Origin of the sequence: Sporosarcina sp. P29 (assembly GCF_002743265.1) — a bacterium.
In the GTDB taxonomy this organism is placed as follows: domain Bacteria; phylum Bacillota; class Bacilli; order Bacillales_A; family Planococcaceae; genus Sporosarcina.
In genome coordinates, this window is the sequence record NZ_PDYX01000001.1 from 134,655 (window position 1) to 159,554 (window position 24,900).

General features: G+C 41.5%; 22 protein-coding genes. 1 reads left to right on the forward strand and 21 read right to left on the reverse strand.

Annotated features, from left to right (window positions below):
- Positions 1-45: 45 nt before the first annotated feature.
- The 12 genes from CSV68_RS00620 to citZ all read right to left on the reverse strand — a co-directional run bounded on the left by CSV68_RS00620 (position 46) and on the right by citZ (position 13,684).
- On the reverse strand, positions 46-1,068 hold the full coding sequence (locus CSV68_RS00620; RefSeq protein WP_099632830.1) for a glyceraldehyde-3-phosphate dehydrogenase: 1,023 nt from the start codon (positions 1,066-1,068) through the stop codon (positions 46-48).
- 119 nt (positions 1,069-1,187) lie between these two features.
- On the reverse strand, positions 1,188-1,790 hold the full coding sequence (gene coaE / locus CSV68_RS00625) for a dephospho-CoA kinase (RefSeq protein WP_099632829.1): 603 nt from the start codon (positions 1,788-1,790) through the stop codon (positions 1,188-1,190).
- A 12-nt stretch (positions 1,791-1,802) separates the two neighbouring features.
- On the reverse strand, positions 1,803-2,675 hold the full coding sequence (gene mutM, locus CSV68_RS00630; RefSeq protein WP_099661232.1) for a bifunctional DNA-formamidopyrimidine glycosylase/DNA-(apurinic or apyrimidinic site) lyase: 873 nt from the start codon (positions 2,673-2,675) through the stop codon (positions 1,803-1,805).
- 10 nt (positions 2,676-2,685) lie between these two features.
- Positions 2,686-5,310: a DNA polymerase I gene (polA, locus tag CSV68_RS00635; protein ID WP_099632827.1), complete on the reverse strand. Its 2,625-nt coding sequence runs from the start codon at positions 5,308-5,310 to the stop codon at positions 2,686-2,688.
- 98 nt (positions 5,311-5,408) lie between these two features.
- The gene (hflC, locus tag CSV68_RS00640; RefSeq protein WP_099632826.1) at positions 5,409-6,434 is read right to left on the reverse strand and encodes a protease modulator HflC; all 1,026 of its coding nucleotides are present in this window, start codon (positions 6,432-6,434) and stop codon (positions 5,409-5,411) included.
- Entirely contained in the window at positions 6,431-7,408 is a 978-nt protein-coding gene (gene hflK, locus CSV68_RS00645) for an FtsH protease activity modulator HflK (protein WP_099632825.1), read from the reverse strand. Before hflK ends, hflC begins: the two co-directional genes overlap by 4 nt.
- Positions 7,409-7,482: 74 nt before the next feature.
- Positions 7,483-8,892 (reverse strand): two-component system histidine kinase PnpS, encoded by a 1,410-nt coding sequence (gene pnpS, locus CSV68_RS00650; RefSeq protein WP_099632824.1) that lies wholly within the window; start codon positions 8,890-8,892, stop codon positions 7,483-7,485.
- On the reverse strand, positions 8,893-9,594 hold the full coding sequence (locus CSV68_RS00655) for a response regulator transcription factor (protein WP_099632823.1): 702 nt from the start codon (positions 9,592-9,594) through the stop codon (positions 8,893-8,895). It abuts the gene before it with no gap.
- Positions 9,584-10,069 (reverse strand): MaoC/PaaZ C-terminal domain-containing protein, encoded by a 486-nt coding sequence (locus CSV68_RS00660; RefSeq protein WP_099632822.1) that lies wholly within the window; start codon positions 10,067-10,069, stop codon positions 9,584-9,586. Before CSV68_RS00660 ends, CSV68_RS00655 begins: the two co-directional genes overlap by 11 nt.
- A gap of 149 nt (positions 10,070-10,218) precedes the next feature.
- On the reverse strand, positions 10,219-11,157 hold the full coding sequence (gene mdh, locus CSV68_RS00665) for a malate dehydrogenase (protein ID WP_099661233.1): 939 nt from the start codon (positions 11,155-11,157) through the stop codon (positions 10,219-10,221).
- A 71-nt stretch (positions 11,158-11,228) separates the two neighbouring features.
- Entirely contained in the window at positions 11,229-12,497 is a 1,269-nt protein-coding gene (gene icd / locus CSV68_RS00670; RefSeq protein ID WP_099632820.1) for an NADP-dependent isocitrate dehydrogenase, read from the reverse strand.
- 71 nt (positions 12,498-12,568) lie between these two features.
- Positions 12,569-13,684, reverse strand: coding sequence for a citrate synthase (gene citZ / locus CSV68_RS00675; RefSeq protein WP_085426545.1), 1,116 nt, complete (start codon positions 13,682-13,684; stop codon positions 12,569-12,571).
- Positions 13,685-13,867: 183 nt separating this feature from the next.
- On the opposite strand from citZ, the gene CSV68_RS00680 reads away from it, so the two are divergent.
- Positions 13,868-14,833: an AI-2E family transporter gene (locus CSV68_RS00680; protein ID WP_099632819.1), complete on the forward strand. Its 966-nt coding sequence runs from the start codon at positions 13,868-13,870 to the stop codon at positions 14,831-14,833.
- On the opposite strand, the gene CSV68_RS00685 is transcribed toward CSV68_RS00680, so the two are convergent.
- From CSV68_RS00685 to CSV68_RS00720, 9 genes are all read right to left on the reverse strand, one after another.
- Positions 14,826-15,209, reverse strand: coding sequence for an FxsA family protein (locus tag CSV68_RS00685; RefSeq protein WP_099661234.1), 384 nt, complete (start codon positions 15,207-15,209; stop codon positions 14,826-14,828). The two genes, CSV68_RS00680 and CSV68_RS00685, sit on opposite strands and share 8 nt — an antisense overlap.
- Before the next feature lie 55 nt (positions 15,210-15,264).
- Positions 15,265-17,025, reverse strand: a complete 1,761-nt coding sequence (gene pyk / locus CSV68_RS00690; RefSeq protein ID WP_099632817.1) for a pyruvate kinase — start codon at positions 17,023-17,025, stop codon at positions 15,265-15,267.
- A gap of 38 nt (positions 17,026-17,063) precedes the next feature.
- Positions 17,064-18,023, reverse strand: a complete 960-nt coding sequence (pfkA, locus tag CSV68_RS00695) for a 6-phosphofructokinase (RefSeq protein ID WP_099632816.1) — start codon at positions 18,021-18,023, stop codon at positions 17,064-17,066.
- A gap of 63 nt (positions 18,024-18,086) precedes the next feature.
- Positions 18,087-19,040 (reverse strand): acetyl-CoA carboxylase carboxyl transferase subunit alpha, encoded by a 954-nt coding sequence (gene accA, locus CSV68_RS00700; RefSeq protein ID WP_099661235.1) that lies wholly within the window; start codon positions 19,038-19,040, stop codon positions 18,087-18,089.
- Complete coding sequence (accD, locus tag CSV68_RS00705; protein WP_099632814.1) at positions 19,037-19,909, reverse strand: acetyl-CoA carboxylase, carboxyltransferase subunit beta; 873 nt, start codon at positions 19,907-19,909, stop codon at positions 19,037-19,039. Before accD ends, accA begins: the two co-directional genes overlap by 4 nt.
- Entirely contained in the window at positions 19,906-20,568 is a 663-nt protein-coding gene (locus CSV68_RS00710; protein WP_099661236.1) for a FadR/GntR family transcriptional regulator, read from the reverse strand. Before CSV68_RS00710 ends, accD begins: the two co-directional genes overlap by 4 nt.
- A gap of 110 nt (positions 20,569-20,678) precedes the next feature.
- The gene (locus tag CSV68_RS17500; protein WP_255397609.1) at positions 20,679-20,801 is read right to left on the reverse strand and encodes a hypothetical protein; all 123 of its coding nucleotides are present in this window, start codon (positions 20,799-20,801) and stop codon (positions 20,679-20,681) included.
- Between the two features lie 3 nt (positions 20,802-20,804).
- On the reverse strand, positions 20,805-23,873 hold the full coding sequence (locus CSV68_RS00715; protein ID WP_099661237.1) for a DNA polymerase III subunit alpha: 3,069 nt from the start codon (positions 23,871-23,873) through the stop codon (positions 20,805-20,807).
- 19 nt (positions 23,874-23,892) lie between these two features.
- Positions 23,893-24,834, reverse strand: coding sequence for a DHH family phosphoesterase (locus tag CSV68_RS00720; protein ID WP_099661238.1), 942 nt, complete (start codon positions 24,832-24,834; stop codon positions 23,893-23,895).
- Between the last annotated feature and the right edge of the window lie 66 nt (positions 24,835-24,900).

Sequence of the window (24,900 nt, forward strand, 5' to 3'; positions counted from 1 at the left end):
ATACAAAAGCACTTCATCCCGTAAGATGAAGTGCTGATTCATTCATTAAGAAGTTACTTTGTCATTTAATGCAGCAGCGACTTTTTTCGCCAATTGCACAACACGTGCTGAATAACCCCACTCATTATCATACCAAGCAAGCACTTTGATTTTACGATCGCCCATGACCATGGTAGAAAGTCCATCAAGTGTTGCAGATTCTGTAGTCGTATTGAAGTCAATCGATACAAGAGGTTCTGTAGTAAAGCGAAGAATGCCTTTCATCGGGCCTTCTGCTGCTTTACGGAACGCGTTGTTCACTTCTTCAACCGTCACATCTTTTTCAACGTCCACTACCAAGTCCACAAGGGAAACATTCGGTGTCGGGATGCGTAATGCCAAACCATGAATCTTCCCTTCAAGCTCAGGGAGTACAAGAGACAACGCTTTTGCAGCACCTGTTGAAGTAGGAATGATGGACTCTCCACAAGAACGCGCGCGGCGCAAATCTTTATGAGGGTTGTCCAGGTTCTTCTGATCATTCGTATATGCGTGTACAGTTGTCATTAAGCCGTTTACAATACCGAATTCATCATTCAATACTTTGGCAACGGGAGCTAGACAGTTGGTTGTACAACTAGCATTAGAAATTACACTATGTTTGTTCACATCTAATTTGTCGTCATTCACTCCGATTACAACGGTTACGTCTTCATTTTTACCTGGAGCTGTTAAAATTACTTTCTTTGCTCCGGATTCCAAGTGAAGTGCTGCTTTGTCACGAGAGTTGAATACACCTGTTGATTCTATAACGATATCTACGCCAAGTTCTTTCCAAGGCAATTTCGAAGGGTCACGCTCAGTAATTAATTGTACACGTTTGCCGTTAACAATGATCGCGTTTTCTTCCGCTACGATTTCACCATCGAACACTCCATGTGTGGAGTCGTATTTCAAGAGATGTGCAATCGTTTCAGCTGGATATGTCGCATTGACAGCTACTAGATTAACATCGTCTTCCTTGATAATCTGGCGGAATACCATCCGTCCAATACGGCCGAGTCCGTTAATTGCAATTTTTGTAGTCATTAAAGGGATCCTCCTGCATGTATGTTATACTTTATATCCTTAATCGTTCATTAGTATAACACATTTTATCATTATGCCAACACTATTACACATTAAATTTACAAATTAATTCTCCACGCTCATGATCTCGGTACAGCTTGCCAGTTTTCAAGGATTGTATCTAGCTGCTTTTCGGTTTCTTCCACTGTATCATTATTGTGAATAACCGCATCAGCGCCTTGTTCTTTGATGTCCATATCCAGTTGCGATGCAATTCTGACATCTGCTTCTGCTTCCGTTAATTCATTGCGTGCCATTAGTCTCTGCTTTTGAATTTCCTTTGTAACAGAAACCACGACAATCCTCTCCACATAGTCCTGAAGCTTACTTTCAAACAGTAAAGGGATGTCCATGATGACCGTTTCATAGCCTTGCGTTAAATACTCTTCTTTCTGACTGACCATTCGCCCTCTGATTGCAGGATGCATCAATTCATTTAACTGTTGTCGCTTCACTTCATCGCCAAAAATAACCGCACCAAGCTGTTCGCGATTGAGTGTGCCATCTTCCCGTAATACCTCTTGACCGAATGTCTGCTCTATTTTATCAAGCAATGGACTGCCTGGCTCCACCACTTCCCTCGCGATTACATCCGCATCGACAATAGGGTAACCTTTTTCACGCAACATATTGGCTACAGTACTTTTCCCGCTCGCTATACTTCCTGTTAATCCGATAATCACGTTCATCCCTCCTTATTTTTGGCAAGCTGGACAATAGACAGACGTTCTGCCTGCAATCTGCTTACTCTTAGTCGGTGTGTCACATGATAAACATGTTTTTTTACCGTACATATGCAGTCGATCTTGCATCGTGCCCGCGTTGCCGTTAACTGAACGATAGTCGGATATTGTACTGCCACCCGCATCGATACTTTCTTGCAAAACACGTACAATTTCTTCAAACAATAAAACTTTGCGCTTCTTGCTGATCCGCTCCGCTGAGCGCCCCGGATGAATCTTCATATGAAACAGCGCTTCTGTAGCATAAATATTGCCGCATCCCGAAATTACTTTGCCATCCATGATGACTTCTTTGATCGGTTTTCTTTTATACTTCGGAGTTTCTGCCATCGATAAAAAATGTTGTAGTGCTTCATCAGAAAAAGGTTCTGGTGCCATCTCTAACAAAGGAGGAAAATCTTCTTCAGATTGCAAAAGACGCATTTCGCCGAATCTTCGTATATCCGAGTAGACTAGTAATCCGCCATCTTCCATTTCTAAAAAGACATGCGCATGCTTGCGGAATTTCTCTTCTGTAATTTCGTCAGGAGAATCTACGACAAACCAAGCGCCCGTCATGCCAAGATGGCTGACGAGCAAGTATGGTTGATTTTCTTTCAATAAATGAAAATAAATATATTTACTGCGACGCACAATTTTCTCGACTTGCATGTTCTCCATGCCGTGAAGAAAGTCGTCTACAGATTTCCCTTTAATAATCGTTTCTTTTCCAGCTGTTTTAGAAATGACGACGGTATCCGATACAGATAGTTGCTTCACCGTACGCCCTTCCACGAGTGGCGCAAGGTCTCGCACCACTCCTTCTACTTCCGGTAATTCTGGCATGTATATTCACTCACTTCGTTTCGTACCAAGACTTGCCATAATTCCAATCGACTTTCAACGGAACGTCGAGTTGAATCGTTTGTTCCATGACTTCCGGTACGATTTCTTTTAGTTTCTCCAACTCTTCCATAGGCGCCTCAAAGATCAACTCATCATGCACTTGTAGTAGCATACGTGCTTGCATATTTTCTTTTTCAAGTCTGGCATCCATATCGATCATTGCTTGCTTTATGATGTCTGCCGCCGTTCCTTGGATCGGTGTATTCATCGCTGTACGCTCTGCGAAGCCTCGCAAGTTGAAATTCGAACTCGTAATATCCGGCAAATACCGTCTACGTTTCAATAGTGTCGTCACATAGCCTTTTTGCTTAGCGTCAATAATACTGTCATCCATATACTGTTTGACGCCTGGGAAACTCGCTAAATACGTATCGATAAATTCCCCTGCTTCTTTACGAGTAATATTTAAACTTTGTGATAATCCATAATCACTGATGCCATAGACGATACCAAAGTTGACCGCTTTTGCAGCGCGACGCATATTGCTATCGACTTCTTCTTGCTTCACACCAAACACATCCATGGCGGTTTTCGTATGAATATCCGCACCTTGACGGAATGCTTCAATCAATTTTTCATCTTGCGAAATATGTGCCAGTACACGCAATTCAATTTGTGAATAGTCGGCCGCAAACATAATCCATTCTGTTTCAGATGGAATGAATGCTGCACGTATTTTGCGTCCTTCTTCCAAACGGATCGGGATATTTTGCAAGTTTGGATTGATCGAGCTCAATCTTCCCGTCTGTGTTAAGGCTTGCTGGAAACGTGTATGGATTTTTCCGTCTTCATGAATTTCTTTCGTTAGTCCTTCAATATATGTGGAATTTAATTTGCCGAGCTGTCTGTATAGTAAAATGTGTTGAATGATTTCATGTTCGCTTTCGAGCTTCTCTAACACATCCGCAGCTGTCGAGTAACCCGTCTTCGTTTTCTTAATAGGAGTTAATCCGATTTTCTCAAATAAAATGACGCCGAGTTGTTTAGGCGAATTAATATTGAATTTCTCGCCAGCCATTTCATAGATCGTCTTTTCGATGACTGCCAGACGTTCCGATAACTGCTCGCCTATCGTTTTCAGCACATCTACGTCCGTTTTCACACCGGTTACTTCCATTTTTCCGAGAATCTTTGCTAACGGTAATTCTAGGTCATGGAACAGGTCTTGCTGTTCATTTTCCTCCAACTGTTTCGAGACTACAGGATACAACTCCCATACCGCATGTGCTTTTCTCGCTGTATGATTAGCCAGTTGTTCAGGTGCTGGTACAGTCCGTTTAGCTCCTTTGCCATAGACCGCTTCATCACTTTCTACCCCATGGTAGCCAAATGAACGAGCAATTTCTGAGACTTCATTTGTTGAGAATGAAGGATTGACGATGTACGCCGCCAGCATAAGATCGAATTCTGCACCATTTAGCTCCATGCCAAGTCGTGCAATCGCTGCATAGGCTGATTTAGAATCTGAAACATATTTACGCGTTGCATGGTCTGCAATCCAGTTTTTAAAGAGGTCAGACGATGTAGCTAATTCCGTAGAAATGAAATACGTATCTGTTTCATTCGACAGACCTATACCTAAAATATCTTGAGATAAATAATTATCTCCATCGATTTCGACATGCACAGACATCGTATCCGTCAACATCTCGGAAGTAATTTCCTCCACTGTGTGAACAGCGATTTCTTCTAGTGGTTGAACTTCGACAGATACATCCATCTTTTCAAGCAATGATTTAAATTGTAATTCTTTATATAGTTGTATAACTTCTTCTTCGTTACGTCCAACAAAGTCCAAATCATTCAATGACACCGTAATCGGTGCGTGAACTTCAATTGTTGCAAGTTCTTTACTCATGAACGCTTGGTCTTTATTGTTCACGAGATTTTCTTTCATTTTCTTTGCTGTGATTTGATCGATCGATTCATAGACAGCTTCTACTGAACCATATTCCTTCAATAATTTCAGTGCTGTTTTTTCACCAATTCCAGGTACACCTGGGATATTATCGGATGCATCGCCCATCAAACCTTTCATGTCGATGATCTGCAATGGTGCAATACCATATTTCTCTTCGATGTGTGCTGGTGTGTATTTTTCAAGATCGGTAATGCCTTTTCTAGTAATACATACGGTCGTCTGATCATTCGCAAGTTGTGTTAAATCTTTATCTCCCGAAATGATGACGACTTCTGCTTCCGCATCACTGCACTCTCTGCTCAACGTCCCGATAATATCATCAGCTTCATATAAATCGAGCTCATATTGCGTAATGCCGAATGCTTCAATTAGTTTACGAATATACGGGAACTGCTCCGATAGCTCTGGTGGAGTTTTTTGACGTCCGCCTTTGTATTCTGTATACGTACTGTGGCGGAAAGTTGTTTTGCCTGCATCCCAAGCTACGATCACATGCGTCGGTTTTTCATTCGCTAAGATGGTCTCTAACATCATAGTAAAACCATATACCGCGTTTGTATGAACACCTTTTTCATTCGTTAATAAAGGTAAAGCGAAAAATGCACGATAGGCTAAGCTGTTACCATCCAATAAGACGACTTTCTTTTTCGTCAAAATTCATCCCACTCCTTCATGTTCGTCACTATAAAAAAACGTCATTTTCATCTAGTTTACCACGTTTGGCAACTCGAATGAAAATGACGCACTTATGATTACTCGATATTGCCGGTTAATAGCTTGGCATATGGAGAATCTGCTGGAAGGATGATCATCGTTTCGTCATCCACGACTTTCGTATAAGACTGAAGTGTTCTATACAGTTTGTAGAATTCAGGATCTTTTGCATACGCATTATTATAGATTTTTGCAGCTTCCGCTTCACCTTGTGCAGTGACAATCGCTGCTTCTTTTTTCGCTTTTGCTAACATTTCCTGCACTTCACGATCTGTTTCCGCTTCAATTTTCTGCTTTTCTGCATCCCCTTCTGACAGGTATGATTGCGCAGTCGAATCACGTTCTGAAATCATCCGTGTGTAGATAGATTGTTCGTTTTCTTCAGGTAAATCAATACGCTTCATACGGACATCCACTACTTTAATTCCATAATTTCCGTCGTCCAAGAACTTATTTACTTTGGCCGTGACATCATCATTCAAGCTTCCGCGAGAAGAATCTTCGTCATTGACGACATTGACATAATCAAGACGTCCCATTTCATTACGGACAACAGAATAAATAAATTCTTCCATTCTCGCTTCCGCATTGACGATATTACGTGCGTTCGAAATCATTTTCGCAGGATCAGTAATATGCCATATTGCATAGTTGTCAATGATGATCCGCTTCTTATCTTTTGTATTGATTTCAGCTTCTGACACATTAGAAGTCATTCGGTTTTTCGGCAATGTACTTACACTTTGAATGAATGGTATTTTCATATTGATACCAGGTTTTTCGATAATCCGTGTGATCTCACCAAACTGACGAACGACACGATACTCATTCTCTTTTACGATAAATAAGTTAGATAACAGAATAACGAGAATCGCAAAAACTACTGTTAGCGAGATAATGAGTTTCGTATACTTTTTCATATCAAACGCTTTTTTCGGTCGCATCTGTGTAACTTTAGGATCTGATTCCGGTCCTGGCTTCTGCGCACTTCTTTTTTGATCAGTTTCCCCCATTTTCTTGAGGGCCTCTTCTATCTTCTTGAAAGGGTTTTGTTCGTTACTCATGAAGCTTTCCCTCCTTTTTCAGCTGACTTATCCTTTTCTTCCGTTACAGGCGGCTGATCTTTTTGCAATTGTTGGAGTGGTAAATACTTCATCGTTTCTCCGCTATCGTTCATGATGTAAAGGTTCGCTTTAGGTAAAACTTGTTCTAGCGTCTCAATGATCAAACGCTCGCGAGTGATATCTTTACTTTTTGCGTATTCATTATATAAATCGCTGAATACCGCCACGTCACCACGTGCTTGTTCTATACGTGCCGTCTTTTTCCCTTGTGCTTGGGATTTGATCGCGTCACGTTCACCGATTGCTTCTTTCGTTCTCTGGTTCTCATATTTTTTCGCTTCGTTAATCTTCGTGTTTTTCGTTTCACGTGCATCCGTTACAGCGGTAAATGCTGCACGTACTTCTGCGTTCGGTAATTCAACGTCTTGTAGCTTTACGCCTTGTACCGCGACACCGATATCATATTTCTCTACTAAACTAGTCAATAAATCACGTGTCTTCGCTTCGATTTCGGCTTTTCCATCCGTTAAAGCCGCATCGATTGTGGAACTACCGATGACAGAACGAATAGATGCAGATGCCGCATCCCTTAAGATCTCAATAGGATCTTCCGCATTAAATAAATACTTCTTTGGATCGACAATACGCCACTGCACTGTCAAATCGGTCAGAACGATGTATTCATCCCCCGTAATCATCTTCGTTTCCTTATCTACGATTTCCCCCGACTTGTCTTGCTTGTAACCGAAATGGATACTATACGTTTCCTTCGATAAAATTTCTGTCTTCTGAATCGGCCAAGGTAATTTAAAATGTAGACCTGAGTCCGTCACAGGTGCGCCAGCTTGCCCGAACGAAATGACGACAGCTTGTTCAGATTCGTCTACTGTGTACCACGTGGTAAAGACGATCAATAAAAGTACTAATCCGGTGATAAACAAACCGAGTGTCACCAGGATTCTTTTTGTGCTCATATCTGTTCCCCCTTTTCTATGTATGACTACTGTACGGAACAGTAGTCTAGTAAGTTTCAATTTCTTTACTACATTTATTCATGTGTAGGTAACTGAATACGGAAAACCGTGCCAACACCCACTTCACTGTCCACTGTGACGGTGCCATGATGCGCTTCAGCAATGTGTTTCACAATCGCAAGACCTAATCCTGTGCCGCCTGACTCCCTGCTTCTAGCACGATCTACGCGGTAAAAACGTTCAAAGAGACGCGGTAGCTCTGAAGACATAATACCAATCCCTTGGTCACGAACCGTAATTTCTACGTACTCTTCAATTTCTTCTACAGAAACCGTCACAACCGTTTCTTCTTGCGAGTAGGCAATGGCATTATTCAATAAGTTCACCATCACTTGCACTAAACGATCATGATCTGCAGGTATGATTAGTTGTCCTGGCATTTGCAAATCGATTCGCATATCTTTTTCCTGAACTCTTGCTTGAACGATTTTGATGGACTGTTCGACTACTTCCACCACATCAACCGGTGTTCGTATAATTTCAAAACTTCCACGTTCCATACTGGACAAGCGCAATAAATCTTCAATCAATAATTGCAGACGATTACTTTCTTTATACATAATCTCCAGGAATTCACGTTTCATCACAGGATCTTCCACCGCGCCATCTAGCAACATTTCTGAAAAACCTTTAATTGACGTCACAGGTGTTTTTAATTCATGAGACACATTCGCCACGAAATCCTTCCGTATTTGTTCAAGACGAACCAATTCTGTAATGTCGTGCATAATGATAACGATTCCAAGCCAGTTACCGTTTTCACCTATTACAGGAGCACCGTACACTTCTAAATGACAAATACCTTCTGGAAGTAATACTTCAGATTGGAATGTACGCACTTCTTCAGTTAAAAATATCGTTTCAATTTCTTTTTCAATATCTGAAGGCAAACCGATATCTTTAAACGTTTTCCCCATCAACTCTTCTCCATTGCGATGGAATGTTTCTTCAAACACGCGGTTCACCAAGTTCACTGCACCTTGTCTTCCAAACATTAATAGACTGCTACCAATGCTGCTGACCAATGTTTTTAAACGCTCTTGTTCCATTGCGCGAAGTGAAGAGTTACCTTGTAATTTTTGTGCGACTTGATTAATGGAATTCGTTAGTTGATGATTGATTTCACTGTCTTCATTATGCGCACGCGCCAAATAATTCCCCTGTGCCAATTGATGCACAACACCTGTGAAGTGATCAATCGGCTTAACATACTGTTGAAGAATTTTTGCCATAACAAACATCATGACAACAAATACTAAAACTAGCGTAAACAGTAAGTAGACCCAATAGGTTTGTTGTATGGTCGCATCCACATTTTCTCCAAACAAATGAAAAAATTGTCCTAAGATAATTCCTAGCACAATTAGTAAAATAGATAAAATGACTGCAGATGCTGTTAAAATTCTTCTGTAATAGTACTTCATCTAGTTTTGCTCCCCGAACTTGTAACCGACGCCTCTCATCGTTTTAATATAGCGCGGCTTCCTCGTATTTTCTTCGATTTTATCGCGCAAATGACTCACGTGCACATCAACAATTCTTGAATCTCCTGCAAAATCGTAATTCCACACCGCTTGTAGCAACTGATCACGAGAAAACACTCGATTCGGATGCTTCATGAAATAAACAAGCAACTCAAATTCTTTCGGTGTAAATTCTAATGGTTTCTCGTCTAAATAGACTTCTAAGCGCTCAGGATACACTGTCAACTGCCCAGCAACCAATTTCTTTTCCTTCATATGGTTGCGCTCACCTGTACGCCTAAGAACCGCACGAACTCTTGCCGCCACTTCACGTGGACTAAAAGGCTTGGTCATATAATCATCGGCACCCATTTCTAGGCCAACGATTTTATCCATCTCTTCTCCTTTAGCAGTCAACATGATAATAGGCGTTTCAATATCCTCTTTTCTCAGCATACGGCAGACTTCTAATCCGTCTATTTTGGGCAACATTAAATCCAGGATAATCAAATCAGGCTGTTCATCTAAAACTTTCTCCACGGCTTCTTCTCCATCATTTGCGAGTACTGTTTTATAGTCCGCTTGTTGCAATGTGAATTCAAGCAGTTTTTGTATAGACAGTTCATCTTCCACAATCAAAATCTTTTGTTGTTTAATTCCCATCCGCGGCTTCCTTTGTTTGTGCAAGTTTAACAGGTAACTTTTGCGGGGCGATAACTACTACTTCCCCACTCATAATTCGTTCTCCTTCTTGATCCGTGGCGTCTACTTGGATGGTTACTTGGTTCGACTGAATTTCAAGCTTCGTCACTTCCAGAACGAATTCAACAATTGAGTAATGATAGACAGGTTTAGGAAAATGCAGTTGCTGATTAATTATGTGCGCGCCTGGTCCAGGCATATGTTTTGAAATAGCTGCTGTCACGATCCCCGTCAACATGATGGGCGGAACAATGGGCTGTCCATATATCGTCTCCGCTGCGTAATCATGTTGTAGATAAAGCGGATTGGCATCATTCGTCAATCCAAGGTACAGCATTAAGTCTTTATCTTCAATTTTCTCGGTCAAGTGCAGCCTCTCGCCGATTTCTAATTCTGTAATATCTTTTCCTATCAATTTCCGTCTACTTTTCAACAAATAAACCCCTCCTATATTTCTACAGTCATCAATGAAAAAGCTGAAAATTACTTCAATAATTAAATTATAACAATCCGTGCATGAAAAATCGAGCTAACAAGAAAAAAGATCGGACGGCTAGATAGCTGTCCGATCTTTCACCTATAATTTTACGCTAGAACACTCATTACTGTACGTACAGAGTCAGCGGACTTTTGAAGCCCCATTTTCTCATCGTCCGTTAATTCGAGCTCTATAATTCTTTCGATACCGCCAGCACCTAAAACCGTCGGCACTCCTAAATAAATCCCGTTCATACCGTATTCGCCTTCTAAGAACGCAATAGATGGTAATACACGTTTTTGGTCTTTCAAAATAGCTTCTGTCATTTCAACCAATGCAGCAGCTGGCGCATAATATGCAGATCCATTGCCTAGCAGATTGACGATTTCAGCTCCGCCTTTACGTGTACGTTCTACAATTTCTTCTAGACGACCAGCAGAGATCAAGTTTTCTAAAGGTACACCGCCAGCAGTCGAGTAACGCACTAGAGGCACCATATCATCTCCATGACCACCCAGAACGAATCCTGTTACATCTTTCACTGATAGATTCAATTCTTGTGCGACAAACGTCCGGAAACGGGCTGTATCCAGTACACCTGACTGACCGATAACACGTTCTTTAGGGAATCCGGATGCTTTGTATACCGTATACGTCATGGCGTCCACTGGATTTGTCAGAACGATAATCTTCGTATCAGGAGAATACTTTATAATTTCAGCTGTTACGGATTTCATTACTTTTTGATTTGTCTGTACTAAGTCGTCGCGGCTCATTCCAGGTTTACGCGCAATCCCCGCGGTAATGACAACTACATCAGAATCTTTTGTATCCTCGTAATTGGATGTACCGATGATGTTGGCATCAAACCCTTGAACCGGACCAGCTTCCAACATGTCTAACGCTTTGCCCTTCGTCGGATTTTCCATAGGTGGAATATCTACGATGACGACATCACATAATTCTTTTTGAGCTAAAAGGAATGCAGTTGTTGCTCCAGTAAAACCAGATCCGATAACCGATACTTTTTTACGCTTCAATGACATGCAAAACTCTCCTTTTTCAGAACAAATTAGTAGAAAAGAGGGGGATTCTCATCCCCCTCTTTCGTTAATGCTTATAGGTTTTTGATTAGTGCATCTGCGAATCCAGAAGTGCTTACTTCTTCTGCATTGTCCATTAGACGTGCGAAGTCGTATGTCACTACTTTAGATGCGATAGACTTTTCGATAGAAGCAGTGATTAGATCAGCCGCTTCAGTCCAGCCAAGGTGTTGAAGCATCATAACGCCTGATAGCAATAGGGATGAAGGGTTAACTTTATCCAATCCTGCATACTTAGGTGCTGTACCATGAGTAGCTTCAAAGATAGCATGACCTGTTTCGTAGTTAATGTTCGCTCCCGGAGCAATTCCGATTCCGCCTACTTGTGCAGCAAGTGCATCAGAAATATAGTCTCCGTTCAAGTTCATTGTAGCTACTACGTCAAACTCTTTAGGACGTGTAAGGATTTGTTGCAAGAAGATATCAGCAATTGCATCTTTAACGATGATTTTGCCAGCTGCTTCTGCATCAGATTGTGCTTTGTTTGCAGCATCTGTTCCTTCAGCGTCTTTAATACGATCATATTGTCTCCATGTGAATACTTTGTCGCCGAATTCTTCTTCAGCTAACTCGTAAGCCCAGCTTGCGAATGCGCCTTCTGTGAACTTCATGATGTTACCTTTGTGGACAATTGTTAGAGACTTGCGTCCTTCTTCAATTGTATAGTTCAATGCAGAACGTACTAAACGCTTCGTACCGTCTTCTGAAATTGGTTTGATTCCAAGACCGGAAGTTTCAGGGAAACGAATATTTTTAACACCTAATTCAGTTTGAAGGAAGTTAACTAATTTTTTCGCTTCGTCAGAACCTTTTTGGTACTCGATCCCAGCATAGATATCTTCCGTGTTCTCACGGAAAATAACCATGTCACAATCCTCAGGACGTTTCACGGGTGAAGGTACTCCTTCGAAATAACGAACCGGACGCAAGCAAGTGTAAAGATCTAGTTCTTGACGTAGTGCTACGTTCAATGAACGGAATCCTCCACCGATCGGCGTAGTAAGTGGCCCTTTAATCGCAATTAGATATTCTTCAATTGTGTCTAGAGTTTCTTTTGGAAGCCAGTCACCAGTTTCGTTGAATGCCTTTTCTCCTGCAAGAACTTCTAACCAATTAATCTTCTTTTTTCCGTCATAAGCTTTTTCAACAGCTGCTTCGATTACGCGTGAAGCTGCATGCCAAATATCCGGACCTGTGCCATCGCCTATAATGAAAGGAATCGTTGCGTGATCTGGGACGTTTAAAACACCGTTAGTTACTGTAATCTTTCCATCATTAGCCATTATTGATATCCTCCTGAGTTCAAAATCAGTGGGCCGGTATACGAGATACCGCCCCACGAATTTACTTTTTTTTATCGTTCATTGATTGGAACATACTTCTGCATGCCTGGTCCAACGTACTCTGCACGTGGGCGGATCAAGCGGTTGTTTTCGTATTGTTCCAGGATATGAGCAATCCATCCTGAAAAACGAGAAACAGCAAAAATAGGTGTGAAAATATCATGATCGATGTCTAATGAATGATATACCGAAGCGGAGTAGAAATCAACATTTGGAGGCAATTTCTTTTCTCCAGTGACAATTGCTTCGATTTGTTCAGACATATTGTACCACTTTTCTTCACCGCGAAGAGTAGTCAATCGCTTAGACATTTCACGTAAGTGCTTCGCACGTGGATCACCTTGACGGTATACACGGTGTCCGAAGCCCATGATTTTTTCTTTGTTAGCTAACTTTTCACGAATATATGAATCGACCTTATCTTCATCGCCGATTTCCATTAGCATATTCATAACCGCTTCGTTTGCACCGCCGTGTAATGGGCCTTTTAGAGCGCCGATTGCTGCAGTAACACCAGAATACATATCAGATAGAGTAGCTACACATACGCGTGCTGTGAACGTAGATGCGTTCAATTCATGGTCTGCATGTAGTACAAGTGCTTTGTTGAATGCTTCTTCAGCAATATCAGCAGGCTCTTCCCCAGAAAGCATGTAAAGGAAGTTTGCCGCATAGCTTAAACCTTTTTTAGGTGCTACTGGCTCTTGTCCTTTTCTGATACGTGCAAATGCAGTAACTACAGTTGCAACTTTAGCTTGAAGCTTCACTGCTTTTTTGTAGTTTTCTTCTGGTGACATATCTTCCGCTTTTTCATCGTATAATCCTAGAAGCGAGATAGCTGTACGAAGTGCCGCCATTGGATGCACTTTGTCGATTGGGTACGTTTTGAAGTGATCAAGAACCCCTTGTGGAATTTCTGCGTTATCTTCTAACTGCTGTTTCAATTCAGCTAGTTCCTTTTCGTTTGGCAAACGTTTGTGCCAAAGTAGGTAAACTACTTCTTCAAAACTAGCATTTTCTGCTAAATCATCGATGCCGTATCCTACATATGTAAGAGTGTCATCGATAATGGAACTGATTTGAGTTTGTGCTGCCACGATACCTTCCAAACCTTTTGTTGCTGTCATGATATTCGCTCCTTCTTCCCAGTTTGGTCATCTCCCTGAAGCGGAGTGCAGAACGATGACCACCTGCTAATTATATTTTTATCTAAAACGCTTACAAAGTCCATTATAAGCAACTTAAACGGTTTTGTGAATGGTTAAGATGTTTTTTATTTATTATTACTCGAAAGGAATGGACAAATCCGCATGATATCCTTTGACTCCAAGCGCTTCCAAACCTATGCCCGTCAATGGTTACCAGCTATATTAATCGTGATTTTCCTTATCGTGATCCCACCTGTAGGATTTGCGATAGTTTTCGCTTTCTTCACTGCTCCGCTCATGAATTCCTTAATTGCTCTTACAAAACTGCCGGCTTTTTTAGCTGCTTTACTCATAATGGGGGTGCTTACTTCTTTAGTATACACCTTCCTATTCCTATCAATCAATGGATTGATTTCTGTCATTTGGACAATGGAAGATCAATTAGGTGTAATTATCGAAATGATGGATAGTAAAGGCTGGAATTTACACGCGGCCGCAGAACAATTTATTCAAGTCAGTCATGAAGCGATGGAAGGGATTATTAGTTTACTACAAAAAACGTTCCAGCAGATCTTTAGTACATTTTTATTTATTATCGCGTATTTCTTCGCTTTACGTGAAAGTGCTACCAATCGCTTTTGGTTTTTAGTATACTTCCCTAAAAACTTCAGACAGGTAGCACGCAGGATTTTTGATAGGTCAAGCCATTTGATGGGACATTTCTTTTCTGTTCAGATTCGACTATTTTTCATGACGTTTATTCTAATGGCAGCCGGTTTTTGGTTGCTTGATTTCGAGTCTTTCTTAACCAAAGCGTTTTTAATTTCATTAGTCGATAGTATTCCGTTCCTTGGCATCGGTCTGGTGTTTTTACCGATGATTGCCTTTTCCTTCTATATTGATGACATGCAATCGGCAATTGGCTTATTAGTTTTGTACATCATTTTACTAGTGTGCAGGCAGATGATTGAATCCATTCTGTGGGCACATGCGTTTAAATTACGTACCGTACATTCCTTTGTTATTACCGCTTGCGCTGTCTATTTATTCGGTTTGTATGGCATTATGTTTTTACCATTCTTCCTATTTATCGCGTTGAAAGTCAAAGAAAATCCTACATTTACATAACTCGGATTTGACCATTACGGATTTTATTGTAAATCCACTTGACGATAAATGGGTACAATAGTTTACGCGGACCGCTGAACAATAATAATAATCCTACTATGTCAGTGATAAAACCAGGCATGAGTAATAATAAACCACCTAGTAAAATACAGACGCTATCCACTAATGCTTTACCAGGAGTTTCTCTATTGGCCATACGGTACTGTAAATCACGCCATGCACGAAGTCCTTGTTTCTTCGCAAGATAAGCGCCACCAATTCCTGTTGCGATAATAATCAAAATTGTAGGCATGATACCGAGTGTTTTACCTGAAACCATTAATACAGCCAGTTCCGCAGTCGGTACAATAATAAATAATGCTGCTAACCACTTCATATAGTAACCTCCAAAAAAGACCGCTATCTCTTAATGAGAAGCGGTCTGTATGTTTTTACAATACTTTTGCGTGACCGTTGTAGATTACGCCACTCGCTGCGTCCATTGTAATGTCACTGCCATTTTTAATAACAGATGTAATATTTTCAGCACCGACGATCACAGGTATACCAAGGCTCAAACCAACCACTGCTGCGTGACTAGTCAGTCCGCCTGTTTCAGTAATGATCCCTGCACATCGCTCAAGCGCTGCAAACATATCACGGTCTGTAGAATGCGTAACCATGATGTCGCCTTCTTTAATTTGTGTCAATGCTTCTTGTGAATTCTTGATGATTTTCGCTTTACCAAAGGCAATGTTTTTGCCGATGCCTTGTCCACGACCGATTAAATCACCGATTACATGTAATTTCATCAAGTTCGTTGTACCTGCTTTACCAACCGGTACACCCGCCGTAATGATGACTACATCACCGTGCGTTACGTATTGATGTTTGACACTTTCTTCGACGGATTCTTGAAGAATTCCATCGATGTCGAGTGCTTTCTTCCCAACAATCGGATACACTCCCCAAACAAGTGTCAGCTTGTTAGAAATTACTTCAGAACGAGTAACCGCAATAATTGGAACACCTGGACGGTATTTCGCGATCATCGTAGCAGTTTGACCACTTTCAGTTGGGGCTAAAATCGCCTTGACGTTCAAGTTTAGGGCTGTATAAGCAGCTGCTTGTCCAATTGCCTCTGTCAGATTCCCTTCTTTTTCTCTCGTTCTTGTGGAAACGACAGAATGGAAGTCCATGGATTCTTCAGTAGATAAAGCAATTTTACACATCACTTTTACAGATTCAACCGGGTACATTCCTGCAGCCGTTTCACCTGAAAGCATGACAGCATCTGAACCGTCTAAAATCGCGTTGGCTACATCGCTTGCCTCTGCACGTGTAGGGCGTGGGTTTCTTTGCATAGAATCCAACATTTGAGTTGCTGTGATAACCGGCTTACCGTATTGGTTACATTTACGAATCATCGTTTTTTGTACCAAAGGCACTTCTTCAGCTGGGATTTCTACTCCTAAATCTCCACGAGCAACCATCAGACCGTCAGATAATTGAAGGATTTCATCTAGATTGTCGACACCTTCTTGATTTTCAATCTTCGGCACGATATGGATATGTCCACCATCATTATTTTCAAGTAGTTCACGGATTTGAATGACGTCAGATGCACGACGTACAAATGAAGCCGCGATAAAATCAACGCCTTGTTCAATACCAAACAAAATATCTTCTTTGTCTTTATCCGTAATTCCTGGTAATTGAACAGAAACATTTGGAACGTTGACACCTTTGTTATCTTTTAAAGGACCTGCGTTGATCACTTTTGTGTGGATCAACCCTTTATCCGTATCTTTACCTGTTACTTCAAGTTCGATTAATCCGTCATCTAAAAGGACAAATGAACCACGGTCAACATCATGAATTAACTTTTCGTAGGTAACAGAAAAAGTTTCAGCAGTACCAAGCACTTCTTGCATTGCGATATCTACTGCTTGTCCTCGTACCAATTCGATTTGGCCGTCTTTCATTTTGTGCGTCCGAATTTCAGGACCTTTTGTGTCGAGTAGAATGCCTACCACTTTTTCTTTTTCAGCTGCCGCTTTGCGGATTCTTTCAATACGTACTTTATGTTCTTCTTGAGTACCATGGGAGAAGTTTAGACGTGCTACGTTCATCCCTGCATCAATCAGCTCAAGTAGTCCTTCATATGATTCACTTGCCGGGCCGATTGTACACACAATTTTTGTCTTTCTCACTACTTATCGCTCCTCTGCGTCATGTCGACTCTGACTAATTAGATAGATAATGTTTCTGCCAAATCTAATAATGACAAGTCCAACTGTTCTCGTTTTATAAAGACTTCTTCTAAATTATAGTCTACCACTTTATGATTTCTCATACCAACAGCAGAACTTTTCTTTCCAGACAATAATGTTTCTACTGCTCTTGCCCCGTATTGACTGGCAATTACCCGGTCACGTGCAGATGGCGAGCCACCTCGCTGCATATGTCCTAAAATGGACACACGGGTTTCGACACCCGCTTCTTCCTTCAAAATAGCTGCTAGTTGTGTAGCAGACATCATCCCTTCAGCGAGTACGATAATACTATGTTTTTTACCACGACTCGTACTGCTCTTGAGGCGATCTACAATAGAGTTGACGTCAAACGGCTTCTCAGGCAGTATAATTGATTCCGCACCGCCACCAAGACCCGCCCACAACGCTAAATCACCCGCGTCACGCCCCATTACTTCAATAATAAATGAGCGCTCATGTGATGTCGCAGTATCCCGGATTTTATCGATGACTTCGACTACTGTATTCAATGCCGTATCAAAGCCGATCGTAAATTCCGTTCCGGTAATATCGTTATCAATTGTAGCAGGTACACAAGCACAAGGAACACCCAATTTAACTAACTCATTCGCTCCCTTGAATGACCCATCTCCACCAATAACAACTAACCCTTCAATAGCATGAAGTTTGATTTGCTCCATCGCTTTGGCACGACCTTCTTCCGTCATGAACTCCGGACATCTTGCAGATCGCAATATTGTTCCCCCACGCTGAATGATATCTCCAACAGAACCAAGTTGAAATTGCTCGATTCTTCCATCAATCAATCCTTGATAGCCATTAAACACACCCGAAACTTCTACCCCTTCAAAAAGGGCTTTCCTGACTACGGAACGAATGGCCGCATTCATTCCTGGCGCGTCGCCACCGCTTGTTAAGACCGCAATTTTTTTCATGTCGATCCCATCCTTTAATCATGACTTGTATGTACGAGCAAAAGACGCGGTTGCCCGCATCTTTTATTCCGAAAAGACGCCAATATTCCGGAATTTAGTATATCGATTATCAATCAATTCATCTGATGACAATTTGCATAACGTTTGCAATGAACTACGTAGTGTAGAACGAATCTCTAGCGACTGTTTGTTTGCATCGCGATGTGCTCCGCCAAGTACTTCCGGAATGATTTCATCAATAATATTCATTTCTTTCAAATCGGGTGCAGTGATCTTCATCGCTTCCGCCGCCTGTTTAGCAAGTGATGGATCCTTCCACAAAATAGACGCTGCTCCTTCAGGAGAAATTACAGAGTACGTGGAGTTTTCGAGCATATGGATATGGTTGGCTACACCTAGAGCCAATGCACCTCCACTACCTCCCTCTCCTATGACGATGGAGATTACAGGCACTTTCAAACCAGCCATTTCAACTAAATTACGAGCAATTGCCTCACTCTGGCCACGTTCCTCTGCTGCTTTACCAGGATACGCGCCTTTAGTATCAATGAAACAAATAATAGGACGATTGAATTTTTCTGCTTGCTTCATGAGGCGAAGCGCTTTGCGGTATCCTTCAGGATGCGGCATACCAAAGTTTCTTTTGACATTTTCTTTGGTGTCTTTTCCGCGCTGATGTCCTATGATTGTAATAGGTGTTTCTTCAAATGAAGCGATTCCGCCGATGATGGCTTCATCGTCTCCGAAGTTGCGATCTCCATGAAATTCGATAAAATCTTCGAACAACCGATTAATATAATCCATTGTCGTCGGTCGTTCAGGATGTCGTGCAACTTGTACACGATCCCAAGGCTCCATACTTTCATAGATATCCGTCTCCAACTTAGCTAGACGATTTTTCAAATTGACGATTTCAGATGAAAGATCTACATCATTGACTGCCGTATACTCTTCTAGTTCATTAATTTTTTCACGTAGTTTGACGATTGGTTCTTCAAATGCAAGTGTTTTACTCATACAAGTACGGCCCCCTTTTGCGCGTGAAGCTTCAAGATTTTACTCATCACTTCTGGCATTTCATTGCGATGGACGACCGCGTCTAATTGACCGTGATTCAATAAAAACTCTGCTGTTTGGAAATCTTCAGGCAGTTTTTCACGTACGGTTTGTTCAATTACACGACGTCCCGCAAACCCAATCAAAGCTTTTGGTTCCGCTAGGTTAATATCACCAACGGAGGCAAAGCTCGCCGATACGCCACCTGTGGTTGGGTAGGTCATGATGGAAATATACAATAAGCCTTTGTTAGCATGTCTTTCAAGAGCTACACTCACTTTAGCCATTTGCATTAGACTGATGACGCCTTCTTGCATACGGGCACCACCACTTGCTGAAAAGATCATCATAGGTATACCTAATTCAGTAGCTTTTTCTACAGCTCTCGTAATCTTTTCGCCAACAACTGAACCCATAGAACCCATACGGAAATGTGCATCCATGACTGCAACAGCGACTTGCGAACCTTGAATCTTTCCGACACCCGTCAGAACCGCTTCATTCAAACCTGTCGCTTTGGCATCCGCTTCTACTTTTTCTGTATACGAAGGGAAATCAAGTGGATTCTCTGTTTTCAAATGATCATCCATTGATTCAAAACTATTGTCGTCAAATAAATGATCAATTCGTTCTTGAGCCGTCATTTTATAATGATGTTGGCAAGATGGACAAACTTTATCATTCTTCAACAAGTCCTTCGTCAAAATTACGTGCTTACACTCCGGACATTTCGTCATGATTCCTTCTGGCACGTCTGCTTTACTCTTGGCAGAAGGCATTGTATGTTGGTCAACTTTTGGTTTCTTTTTAAATAATTCTTTAATACTCATTCCATTTCCCTTCTTTCTCCCTCAACTTGATTCATCCATTTTTCATAACAAATTAAGGCTTTTTCCGTATTACCTGCCATCATTTCATCCAGCAGTTCATGCACTATAGCTATTTCTTCAACAGCCTCAATGGCTACATCAAAAGAAACGCCGCTATATTGTTTCAATAAAAACCAAATTTTCAAGGACAGTCGATTTTCAGTAGCGACAATGGTTTCGCGCACCATATCTTCACGCAAAAACACTGACTCTTCATCTATCAACTTACTTTGCATACCAACCCAAACGGGAAGCATGCGGAATTCTTCATTTTCAGTGATCGTTGTGATTGCTGCTCGCTCATGGATCATCCTGGTTTCAACTACATCTTGGATGGACCGTGCTTGCTGCATAATAAACGTCGAGAGAACTTCTACTAACTGATGTTTTTTGAAATCGGATAGGAATGTTCCTTCGCCTCGCCTCGTCTCAATGAGACCTAGCAATTCCATACTTCGTAACGCCTCGCGTACCGCTGTTCTACTTACTTGCAGCTTTTCTGCCAGGTGACGTTCAGATGGTAACCTATCGCCATATTCGATTTTTTGTTCGCTAATCAGTGATTGTAGTTCTCCGATAATATCCAAAAAACGCTTGGATGATGATTGTGAATTTTGCATGAGGAGAACTCCTTTTTCATACCTTCAGCAGAGTGGTCTGACCACCCTGCATACAAGCATACAAAAAAGTCAGCACTACGTAAAGCAATATCGTAAAATTACAAGTGTTTTTATTTCGTCATTTTTCTCACTGACTGAACGCTCGCTTGCCGAAAAGTCGAAGCATGGTCCATCGTGACGCAGATTGCGTCATGACGGACCATGGAGGACTGTACTAGTATTTTCTTAATCATTTTTCATTCTCCTGAGAAACTAAGCGGCAATAACTGTTCTACTATGAGTTGAACGGATTGATTTCGGAAATCAATGCTTCCTGAAATTTGAACAAATGCTTCCTCTTTTAATTGGACGCTAATCTGTGCATATTGTTTCGGAAATACGGTACAGGAAATTTCTTCAGTCTCATCCTGTAACGTAAGAAACGCCATAGCCTCACCTTTTTTAGTACGAATTCGTCTGATTGACAAAATAATCCCCATACAGTCCACTTTGGTACCTTGACGCAAAGAAAATAGAGACGCAATGGCTGGTATTTGACTAGATGCATTCCGCTTCAATTGTTCTACAGGATGCTCAGACAAATAAAATCCTAATGTATCATGTTCAAAACCAAGCATAGTCATTTGATCCATTGTGCCACCCGGTGTATATTTCGGTTGCGAATTAAATTGAAACTGATCGCTTAATGCATCATCCCCTATGAAGAGCGCATGGGATTGAGCGGCATCTATGGAAGCAAGGAGCACTGAACGCCTTTCATTAAAATCGTCAAGCGCACCTGCTTTAATTAACGGGATGATCGCTTTTTCTGTAAAATGATCCGCTCCTAGTGAGAGGGCCATGTCAAACATAGAAGACCACCTCCCCTTTTCACGGGCAGTAGCCAATTGCTGGTAGAAGGCGAAATTGACACCTTTTATAGCACCTAAACCCAGACGAATCGCATGTCCTTCCACTGTATGTGAATAGCGGCTTTTCGTGACAGATGGGGGTAGTATCGGAATACCTTTTGCTTTCATTTCACGGATCACTTCCATCGTCTTATCTTTACTTCCTGTTAAAGAAGATAAAAACGCGGCGTAAAAATATGTCGGTTCATTGGCTTTAAAAAATGCCAAGCGATACGAAATCAGTGAATACGCCACAGCATGGCTTTTTGGAAATCCGTAATCTGCGAATTTAACGATCAAGTTATAGACGTTATTTGCCTTCACTTGATCAAATCCTTTTTTACGTGCTCCGGCAATAAAGTGCTGTCTTTCTTCCTCTAGCACTTGCTGATTCTTCTTACTAATGGCTCGTCTCAGAAGATCGGCTTCCGCCATAGTGAAGCCCGCAATATTCACCGCGATTTTCATAATCTGTTCTTGATAGATAATGATGCCGTACGTTTCAGCTAGAATAGGTTCGAGCTCCGGAATGTCATAAACAGTCGGCTCTTGTACATTTTTCCGACGGCTATACAGCGGAATAAACTCCATAGGGCCTGGACGATACAACGCATTGACTGAGTAAATATCTTTAAAGTTATCTGGCTGTATCGTTCGTAGGGCGCGACGCATGCCTGGTGATTCGAACTGGAAAATTCCTGTTGTATCTCCTGCTTTAAATAGTTTGTAGGTTGCTTGATCAGTGAGTGGGATCTGTTCGAAGTCAATAACCTGTTTTTTATTGTATTGAATCATGGCACGAATTCTATCGAGTAATGTTAAGTTTCGCAATCCAAGGAAGTCCATCTTCAATAAACCGACTTCTTCTACATCCTTCATCGCCCACTGCGTTAGGAAGACTTCATCCGATCCAATTTGCAATGGGACATAATGAACAAGCGGTTTCGCGGCAAGTACAACACCCGCAGCATGTGTGGATGCATTTCTCGGTAAATCTTCTAAACGTTCAGCGGCTTGTTGCCACATCTCTCTTCGCGGCTCTACTTGAATCCAGTCACGTAATTTCTTGGACTGCTTGATGGTTTCCTTAAATGACTGTCCACTATTCAATTCATTGGACATGAATCGAACTTCTTCAGGTGTGAAATCCAACACTCTGGCCACATTTCGAGCAACGGCTTTCGTTGAAAGTGTACCGAATGTGATGATCTGTGCGACATATTGTTTACCGTATGTATCTGCCACATAATTTACCACTTCTGTTCTGCGATGGTCGGCAAAATCGATATCGATATCGGGCATCGTCACTCGCTCCGGATTCAAGAAGCGTTCAAATAATAAGCCGTATTTAATGGGATCTACTTCTGTGATACCCAGTGCAAACGCGACTAAAGAGCCTGCTGAAGACCCTCGTCCCGGACCAACTAGGATTCCCTCTGTTTTCGCATAACGCACATAGTCTTCCACTATTAAGAAGTAATCTGTAAAGCCCATCTGTTCTATAATCGATAATTCATAGCGCAGCCGTTCTTCGTATTCTGGAGATAACGTCTGAAAGCGTTGTTGCAATCCTGTCCGGCAATTTTCTTCCAGCAAATCAATAGGTACTTTGCCATCTACTACAGGAAACTTCGGAAGTAAAAAATCTTCTTTCTGGATAGCTACGTCACAGGAATTCATAATGTTTTCCGTTGTTTGTAACCATTCTGGATAATCCGTGAACCAATCCGAAAGTTCTTGTTGTTCAGGCAAATACGCTTGTCGATAACGATTGGGTGGCTTTTTTGAATCATTCAATTTATAGCCTTTACGAATAGCTGTTGCGACTTCATACGCTTGAAAGTCTTCTTTGTAGAGAAAGCGTGTTTCCTGACAAGCCGCTATAGACAATTGACTTTCTTTACTCAATTGAATGATTGCCTCTTCGTCGGTGTGTGCCCCTCCACCCGGCCGGCTAATCCCGATAAATGTAGAAGCGCTAGAAACTTTCTCCATCAGCAACTGTAATACATGGAGGTTACGCGCGTTCGCCCATGAAGAATCCGTCATCGCACATATGATGATGCACCCTTCTCTATAGGCTTGAAGCCAGTTAAGCGGCAAGTTTTCTTCTTCACGTGTCGAAATGGCGCTGCTCATTTTCATTAGATTGGAAAAACCTATTTCATCTTGTGCATATATATATAAAAGCACTTCATGATCTTCGATTTCTAACATAACGGACAAACCAATTACCGGTCGGATACCGTATTTCACTAACATTTTACTAAATGATCGAACACCATATAATTTACTGTTGACGATCGCAGCAGAAGAAGCCCCTCTTTTTTGCAAAAGAGGAGCCAGTTCATCTAACTTTACAATTCCACGCAATAAGTCTGCGCCCGTTACGATTTGCGGATACATCAGGTTCATTTCAATCCCTCAGCTCTGCTTAATAGTTTCTGCAAAGTTCTTGCAGTTTGACGATAATTTCATCTACTTCTGTCCATGAGTATGCGGAAGCGCCTGAGGCTAATGGATGACCGCCACCATTATGCTGCATCGCTAACGTATTGATGACTGGACCTTTCGAACGTAGGCGGACACGGATTTGATTTTTCTCTTCAATAAAGATAATCCATGCACAAATTCCTTTCACATCTCCAAGTGACCCTACTAGTTGAGACGTCTCAGACACTGTGACATCGAACTGTTCCAAAATGTCTTGAGTTAATTTAATATACGCCGCACCATTTTCATCAATCGTAAAGTTTTGGTAGATATATCCTTGCAAATGCAAGATTTTACGATCCATCTCATACATTCCCGCGAATAATTTCGTGCGATCAAAAGGTTGCTTGATCAATGAGCTGGCAACTTCAAATGTTTTTTCCGTTGTGCTCGGGAACATAAAGCGGCCTGTATCTCCCACAATTCCTGCGAATAAAAAACGTGCCGCTTCCGGAGACATTTCCCAACCGAATGACGCTTGACCTTCTTCATACAGTGTATAGATCATTTCTGAACAAGAACTTGCATCTGTATTCACCCATCGCTCATCGCCATATGGATCTTCGTTCGGGTGATGATCGATTTTCAATAAAAATGAACCTTTGTTGTAAAATGATCCGTCAATGCGATCCGTGTTCGCTGTATCGGTGACGATGACGAGAGCTCCTTCGTAATCAGCTTCAGTCACTGTATTTGGTTCCCCTAAATAGCCTAATAATTCATCATGTGTTCCTGCTGCAAGTACTTGTTTTTGGGGATAGTTCTTTTCAATAAGTGCTTTCAACCCCATTTGTGATCCATATGCATCTGGATCCGGTCGGACGTGACGATGGATGATGATTTTTTCGTATTTTTCAATTGTGTCAATGATTTGTCGTTTCATGTATATTCCCCCAGGTTCCTGTACAAGTATTCGCATTTCCCAGTAAAAGCCGCTACAATATATAAT